At 46.1% G+C, this 8,142-nt stretch carries 4 protein-coding genes and 1 pseudogene; all 5 read right to left on the bottom strand.

The annotated features are described in order from the left end of the window. Nucleotides 1–426: pseudogene (locus tag AC1DWN_RS22060) on the bottom strand (sugar ABC transporter permease); the annotation flags it as partial. Nucleotides 427–515: 89 nt separating this feature from the next. Continuing rightward, entirely contained in the window at nt 516–2,243 is a 1,728-nt protein-coding gene (locus AC1DWN_RS22055; RefSeq protein ID WP_477561052.1) for an extracellular solute-binding protein, read from the bottom strand. A gap of 104 nt (nt 2,244–2,347) precedes the next feature. Then, nucleotides 2,348–4,030 carry a response regulator transcription factor gene (locus AC1DWN_RS22050; protein ID WP_477561051.1) on the bottom strand — a complete coding sequence of 561 codons (1,683 nt, stop codon included), beginning with the start codon at nt 4,028–4,030 and terminating at the stop codon, nt 2,348–2,350. A gap of 3 nt (nt 4,031–4,033) precedes the next feature. Further along, nucleotides 4,034–5,680, bottom strand: coding sequence for a sensor histidine kinase (locus AC1DWN_RS22045; protein WP_477561050.1), 1,647 nt, complete (start codon nt 5,678–5,680; stop codon nt 4,034–4,036). A 174-nt stretch (nt 5,681–5,854) separates the two neighbouring features. Beyond that, on the bottom strand, nt 5,855–8,142 hold a 2,288-nt coding region (locus tag AC1DWN_RS22040; RefSeq protein ID WP_477561049.1), incomplete at its 5' end, for a carbohydrate binding domain-containing protein.

Genomic DNA, 8,142 nt, shown 5'->3' with positions numbered 1-8,142 from the left:
AATGACTTGATTCACTAATCCCTCCGAGGGGGATAATAGATCGACGAGAATGCCTCCCAGAATGACCCATGAGAGAAAGTGTGGCAAATAAATGAGCGTTTGCACACCTCGCTTAAACGCGCTTTTGCTCACCTCGTTCAATAGCAGCGACACAACAAGCGGAACGATTAACCCTGCTATCATTTTCAAAATAGCGATAATGACCGTATTCCACAATACCGGGAACGTATCCGGCAGTTGAACGATATACGTAAAGTTGCTCATGCCAATCCACTCGGATTCGAAGAAACCTTTCGCTGGGATAAAGCGTTGAAATGCGATCCCAATCCCGATCATGGGTATATAGTTATAAATGAAAATAATAATCAAACCTGGAATCAACATGAGATATAATGGTAATTCCCTATGCAACTTCCCAGAAATCATGACATCTCTCCTGTCAAATCTCTTCTATTGTTGAGAGGGAATAGAGTAGAATGAACATCTACTCTATTCCTTTATTTCTCCTGTACAGGTTATTTTGCAGACGCGTACCACTCGTTAACTTCAGCTGTAATCTGGTCCCCGCCAAGCTGTTTCCACTGTGAAACAAACTTGTCGAACTCGTCAGGAGATGCGGCTCCCATTATAATTTTGGTGAACGTTTCCAGCTCCAGCTTGTCTAAAATCGCCTGCTTCTCTACCATTGTTTGGGTCGGAGGACCTCCATACAGGGAATCGCGATAATTATCACCGGCAATATATCCATCTACCACTTCCATCGTTTTCATAAAGGAGTATTGAACCCAATACTTCGGATCCTGCGTCTCCATGTATTTCAAGATTTCATCGTAGGACACTTTCTGCTCCGGTTTTAATTTGGACGGATCCTTTGCTAGCACAGCCGATCGAACCTCGACGGCGGAGTTCATATTTGCCGTAACGAACGCGGAATTGATCAACGCGGTATTAATGATTTCAATTCCATCCTGCGATTTGCCGTATTTGTAATTACTTTCGACCGTCACCTTCTGAGGAGCCAGTTTCTCCATGTACAGATTAGCCATCTTAATAATCGCTTCCGGATTGGCGTAACCTTTCTTGACGACAAACCATTGGCTAAGCGGGAAGTAATACGACAGCTTCAGCGGCTCTCCGTTTGCCGTTGGAATCGGATAGGCTACCCAATTGGCGGTCGGATCCTTCTGCACGGCTTCTCCAAGCGGCCAGTTCATTGCCCATCCGTAGCCGAAGTATAGGCCCGCTTTGCCGCCCGTTATGCCTTCCAGCGCTTTCGCTGTATCCTTAACGCCGAATTCCGGATCGACAATACCGGCTTTGTACAGCTCCTGCAGCTTAGTTAAGGCCGTCTTCACTTCCGGTTGAATACTGCCGTAAGCCAAGCCTTCACTAGTTGGATCTTTGATCCACATGTACTGCTTCCAGGCTACATTGGACGGATTGCCTTGATAAGCATTGAAGAAGCCTTGCAGATCGGGATAACCGTTTATATCCTTGCTTATCGGAATTCCGTATGTGTCTTTCTTTTGATTGCCGTCCGGATCTTGTTCTGTGAAGGCTTTGGCTATAGCCAACACATCATCCCAAGTTTTCGGTTCAGGCAGGCCCATTTTGTCCAGCCAGTCCTTGCGAACCCATAACACCTCACTGCCCGAGTAGTCTCCGCTGCCAGTTACAGGCAGCGCCATTAGCTTGCCGTTCACCGTAGAAGCGCCAAGGCCGCTGTCACCGTATTCAGAGATCGCTTCTTTTAGAAGAGGAGAAGCGTATTTGTTGAACATCTCAGTCAAGTCTTCAAGCTGATCCGCTTCTACTAGCTGCTTCAACGTCTTGGCGTCTACAGAGAACGTATCCGGCAAATCGCCGGAAGAGATGGATAGATTCAGCTTCTGATAATACTGATCCGAAGTGCCTGTTGTAACCCAGTCATATTTAAGCTTGATGCCAAGCTCTTCCGCATAAGCTCTTGTCCATGTATTGTCATTTTCGTTGTCTCCGTCTATAAACTTTGTGCCTTGATTGTAATTCCGGACGGCTGTAAGCTCGATAGGCGTTTCATATTTCCCAAGCGGATCCGCCGGTTTCCCGGAATCATTAGCCGCAGTTGGTTCTGTTGTAGCAGAGGATTCAGGCCTTTGACTTGTGCCCGGATTGGTTGCGTTGTTCGTGCTGCAAGCAGATAACAACATCGAAAACGTTAATACAGCTATCATAACGACTACAGTGGTTTTACGAGCCTTCATGTGTTTTCCCCCAATGGTTTAATTTCAGAAGTTTCCTTCCTGTATTCATCATAAAAAAAATAGAGTCTTCCATCGACTCTAAAGATTCTACTTTCCACTCACTTTCATTGTCGTGGGGACGCCGACTCCCGGTCTCTGTATTCTTGAGGCGTCACGCTCATCGCTTTCTTGAAATAACGGTAAAAATACCGGTCATTATCAAAACCAAGCAACTTCGAGATGTCCTGAATCTTGAATGACGATTCCACCAGCATCTCTTTTGCTTTATTGATTTTAAGCTCATTAATATAATCCGATATATTCATACCGGTATTATTTTTGTATAATCGTGAAACGTAAGCGGAGCTGTGTCCCACCACTTCACCGATTCTGGTCAAGGATAGATCTCCCGCAATATTAGCCTGAACATATCGCTGGATTTGCTTTACAACATCCTTTTCCTGCTGTTCATGCCCCGCCCGCTTCTGTTTAAAAATCTGTTCCGCAAGCTCTACATAATAATCGGATGTTTCATTCCAGGCTTCATGATGACCCATGTGGGTCAAACGATTGAGGTCAACCCACTGCCCCAGTTCATTCCATAGATTCCATTTGTTCAAATAACGAATAAACATTAACGAAAAGGAATATTTGATTTCCTGTTTGAATGATTCCGGCGCTTTCGGGTGGAGATGCGTGATATTCATCATTTTGGGATATTCGAGGAAAAACTGATACCTCTGCCCATTTTCTAAATATTCGGCAAGCAGTTCTATTCGTTTGGCCCCCATCCTGCTTCGGTACTCCCATTGATCACTATAAAGCGCCACCTGGTTTTCCTGCTCGGGCTCAAACAATAATAATTCTGTCCCCATTCCAAGTCCATGGCTGGAGAAAAGCTTTAATTGCTCGAACTTATGGCCGGCTTGAGACCATTCTACCGCTTTATTTGCAACGGTTATGGAAATGGATAATTTCAGCAAGCTTTTGCAGGTTCGCTGCACAAACTCCAACGTTCCATGTATAAAGCGTGAGGTATGTTTCCATTCCTCCTCCGATACGGGCTTCGCCGTATTTTGCTGCGCGGTAGAAGGCTGGATCAACCAAATAAACTTGGCTCTCTCATACACCAAAGTAACAACACAACAAGAAGGAGACAGACATTCCTCGACAATGTTTTGAATCGCGAACAACAAGGGGGCTCGGTCGTAGCTACTGTAGTGTTGATCCCATTCATCCACTCGTCCGATCAGCGTAAGAACGCGATTATGGCTGTCTAGTGACATCTCCAGGTTACGGAATTGCTCCGGCAGCGCCGTTGTCACCGCCATGTTTCCTTCGAGGATATCCAACAAATAATCCCTTTGCAGCATGGGCAAAGCTTGCTTTAATTGTTGCTTCGCTTTGTTCACCATACTGCCCATTTGTAGTTCCTTCTCGATAGCCGCGATGGTCTGTTCAACTACCTCCAGCAATACCTCGTCGCCTTCCGTCTTAAGCAAATATTGGCATGCGCCATGCCTCATCGCATCCTGGATATAGTCAAAATCGCTATATCCGGTCAAAAAAATAACTTTGCATAACGGCCATTGTTTGACGATAAGCTTCTGCAGCTGCAAGCCGTCCATTCCCGGCATTCGTATATCCGACAGCACAATATCCATTTTGGTCCGCCCCAGCCAATTTAACGCCTCTTCGGGGTGATAGGCCCGGTATACCTCTACATTCAAACGGGTTTCATTCGTAAATAACTCAAATAATCCATCCACCACGTGGCGTTCATTGTCTACGATTAATAGCCGATACATGTCTCAACCTTCTCTCTGCAACGGAATAATGAGCTCAACCTTCATGCCACCCATACCGCTTCTTGATACTTGAAGACCCGCTGTTGAGCCGAACTTGAGCCGCAGCCTGCTATGCACATTGATCACTCCCGTTGTCTCCGTCACCTGCTTCGCCATCATTAAACCATTCAGCTCCTGAAGCTTCTGGTCCGATAATCTGTCGCCATTGTCTTCGATCGTAATGAATAAACAATCGTCATGCTGGGCAAAATAGATTTTCAGTTGAKCGTCGCTTCTCAGCTCCTCCAATCCGTATTGAAACGCGTTTTCGATAAGCGGCTGAAGAATCATTCGGGGTACGAGGATATCCCGATACATATGGGGGAGTTCGCTCCAACTGACCTCGACCAGATCTCCAAAGCGCACTATTTGAATTTCGACATAGGATTTGGCATGCATTATTTCTACTTCCAGAGGTACTTCATCCATACCCGTCCKGGTAAGAAACTGATAGTATTTGCTTAAGTGCTGCGTAATTTTTACAACCTTGTCTATATCCTCCGCCTTAGCCAATCGATATAATGCATAAAAGCTATTGTATAGAAAATGGGGGTTGATTTGAGACTGCAGCTGCTTTAATTCAGCGCGTTGGTTTCGTATTTGACCTTCATACACTTCATGAATGAGAATAGTAAGCCGGTCTACCATCGCGTTGAATTGCTGGTAGACATAATTAAATTCATCCCTGTTGGGATGGCGCACTTGAACGCCAAGATCCCCTTTTTCGACTCTGCGTAACGCTCGTACCAAATGACGAAGAGGCCGATGGATATTGCGATAGATCCAATACGAAAATCCGGTAATGACCRTAATCGAAAATAGAGATAACAACCACATCCAGACGGTATATCGCGTCAGAGGCTGCAGAAGCTGACTCTCGGGATAGTAAAGCAGCAGTGATACATTAAGCTCCGATGATTTTTCATACGTAAGCAAATAGGAAGTGCCGTCGATCTTCACACGGTCTTGTCCGCGACCATGATTGTCAAATACAAAGGAAGGCGATTCCGAGGAAATCGCTTTCATTAATTCCGGCTGCGATTCCCCGTTCAGCATCCATGAGTTGTCGTGCCCGAGCAGAATGGCTCCGCCTCCCGCGACTCCCGTTATTCCGCTCAGAGAATCCTTGATTTGTTCCTTCGACAACTCTACCGCGATAAGAAACACGGGAAGACGATCTCCATAATTGCTTTCTGGATAAGCGCCGCTAATATAAAGACGCTCGTCCCAATAAATGAAAGGAGACTGCTTGTTATGCGACAGCTCTCGAACCGTCTCTGGCGACATGACATGTTCATCATATCGATTCGAATATAAAATTTTGCCGATAAGCGGAATGTTCACGCTTGCTTCTTTCACATACAAATTAGAGTTTTTTAGTAGCTCCAGTTTTTTTTCAATACGAAGAATAGCCGTGGTTCGGTCATGAACCGGCATTAGGTGGGACATGTTGCTTATTTTCTGAAAATCATCGTCAAACAAATATTCGCGTTTAAGCGTTTCGATTCGATTCATTTCGGATTCAAACGAGCGGAGATAGAAGTGAATATTGGACTTCATAGAGCCCATAATCTCACTGCGCATATCCCGCGCCGCTGATTGATTGATCATCAAGCTCATCACATATAGAGGACAGACCACAATAATAAAAGTAAGGACAATTTTTGGAAAAATAGTAAGTTGTCTAGCGCGCCGAAACCAATGGATAGGACCATTCCCCCTACATCGCATGTCATTAAAACAAAGGCAAAGATTGGATATCTCTGCCTTTGATTATAACGAATATTAGGATTTGTCGACTAGTCTAATAAATAGATCATCAAACCATGCCGTGCCGTTAACCCCCCACAGCTGCGCTTGCAATTGAACGCTAGTTGTTAGCGGAGGCAGCGTGATCTTGCCCCTTACATATGTCCAATCGTTTGTTCCATGCAGCATAGTCGCGCTAACATTGGCTTGCAGCCATTGGCCGTTGGAGTCCATAGCAATCGCTTGCAGCTGTGCCCCCATAGCGCCCGCGGAAACGCTTGAAGTTTTAATCCAACCTCCAAACTCGTATTCCTTGCTGACCTGCAGGTTGCTTCTGGGTGTATACCAGACTGAGTATTGATTAGCATTATTCGTGATTTTGAGAGACTTCTTCCCTTTATAATAGGTTGAATTGTCCCATACAAACGGCGTGCCGGACGAAGTCCAGCTAGACCAGCCCGTTGGATCTCCGGTTCCGATTTCCATCCCCGCATTAGAAATTCCTGTATCCGCCGCAGACAATTCAAAGTCGTCAAACCATGCTGTACCGGAAGCTGAATACAAATTGCCAACAATAAAGAGATACGTCGTTCCCGCGGGCGGGTTAAAGCTGAGCGTATATTTGTTCCAGTCATTCGTGCCCGTTACGAATGGGATGTGATAGGTTGCAAGCACATTATACGCCGAATCCTTGGCCTCTACTGATATAAAGGCGCCCTGCGTTCCAACAACGGACAACGTCTTGATCCAAGCCGACAATTGCAGCGTCTTTGCCAAGCTCCCTGGAGCGTTCATCTGAGCGATCCAGGCTGAATGATCCGTTGTTGCGTTTGTAATCTTCAACGATTTGTTTCCCCAATGACGTGTGCTGGAATCCCATGCAAACGTTCCGCTCGATGATTGATTCCATGTCGTCCAATGGTCTGGCGACGTCGTTCCGCTCTCAGCGCCGCCATTTGGATTATCCGTCTTTCTAGGGAATTTCATCGTAAAAACTTCATTGCTGTTGATCTGGAACCTTGGATAATAACCTCTGAACCTGCCCCCGTTTTTGAGCGTTACCGATTTGGCAGAACCAAACTCATACCTGATCATTTGTGAAGACGGAGGCTGATATAAGTTTAAGCTTGTTGTATTCTTCGTTACGAAGGCGCCTGGAAACGTACCGCTCATCACATCTTCACTACCGTCTGACCAATACGCTGAAGTGACGTTGCGCGGAACGATTCCCCCGTCCTCTATTAAATAACCTCCGGCGTTCGGACCTTGAACTTTTATCTCGATTCTGTCTGTATAGAAGTCATAATACAAGGTTTCATCACCTACGACCGTCACTATCCGCTTGTGAGTGGAGCTAATATCCGAGAAGGTTACGGAATCCGCCTCATAGAGATTTCCGTTCTGTCCAACGATGGACACATCCGGCTGCTCCTCGAATCGAATGTCGTCAAACCAAACAGTACCGCTATTTTCATAAAAGTTAGCGCCAATTTGAACCGTGGCCGTTCCGGGAGGAACGGTTACATCGGATACAAAATACGTCCAATCCTGAGTGCCTACATTGGAGTAGGCGTCCGCGCCGCCCCTTGCCCCGAGGGAAACACCGTTGGCGTCCAAAAACTGAATGTTGAGATAAGCACCCCGCCCAGCGCCGTTAGGCCCATCCACTTGATCGGTTTTAATCCAATACGAAACCTCGTAGTGCTTGCCCGGAATAAAGTCGGTCGTCTGTTGGTACCAGGTTGAATTTGCGGATTGGTTGGCATTCGTTATTTTGAGAGAGCGGTTTCCGCTATGTTTAACGCTAGCATCCCATGTGAAAGAGCCATTCGCGTTATTCCATGTATACCAATTATTCGGCGTGGTCGTTCCACTTTCCGCCCCGCCATTTTGCACCTTATCTGTAAAGGCGCTGCTCTTATATTTGAGCACCATTGGCGTCGAATAAAAATCCAAACCTAAATTTTGCCTGCTGTAGCCTTGTTTATCCTGCAGAAACCCAATAACTCCCGCTTTCTTATATACTCTGACCTTGTACCCATTCGCAAAGTCGGAGTCAATCTCATAATAGTCATAATCCGTCGAGTTGATAACGCTTAGCGTATCGGAATACGCTTCAACCCCGACTTGGACGGAGGCATACGCCGAAGCGGCACCCTCATTTTCCGATCCGTCGACAGCTGAAACTTTATAATAATACCTTTTGCCTTGTTCCACTGTGCGATCATGGAAGGAAGGAACTCCACCTGGCTTTATCCAAATTTCTCCCACCTTGTTTCCCTGGGCAGGCGTGAACGCGCTCGTTTCACTCCGATAGACTCTAT

Source organism: Paenibacillus sp. P4_A7, assembly GCF_056402455.1.
This window is presented reverse-complemented; position numbering and strand designations above follow the sequence as displayed.

What these genes read in the sequence shown, in the direction of transcription:
- AC1DWN_RS22050 (WP_477561051.1), bottom strand. Translation starts at nt 4,030, where the DNA reads ATGTATCGGCTATTAATCGTAGACAATGAACGCCACGTGGTGGATGGA.
- AC1DWN_RS22055 (WP_477561052.1), bottom strand. Translation starts at nt 2,243, where the DNA reads ATGAAGGCTCGTAAAACCACTGTAGTCGTTATGATAGCTGTATTAACG.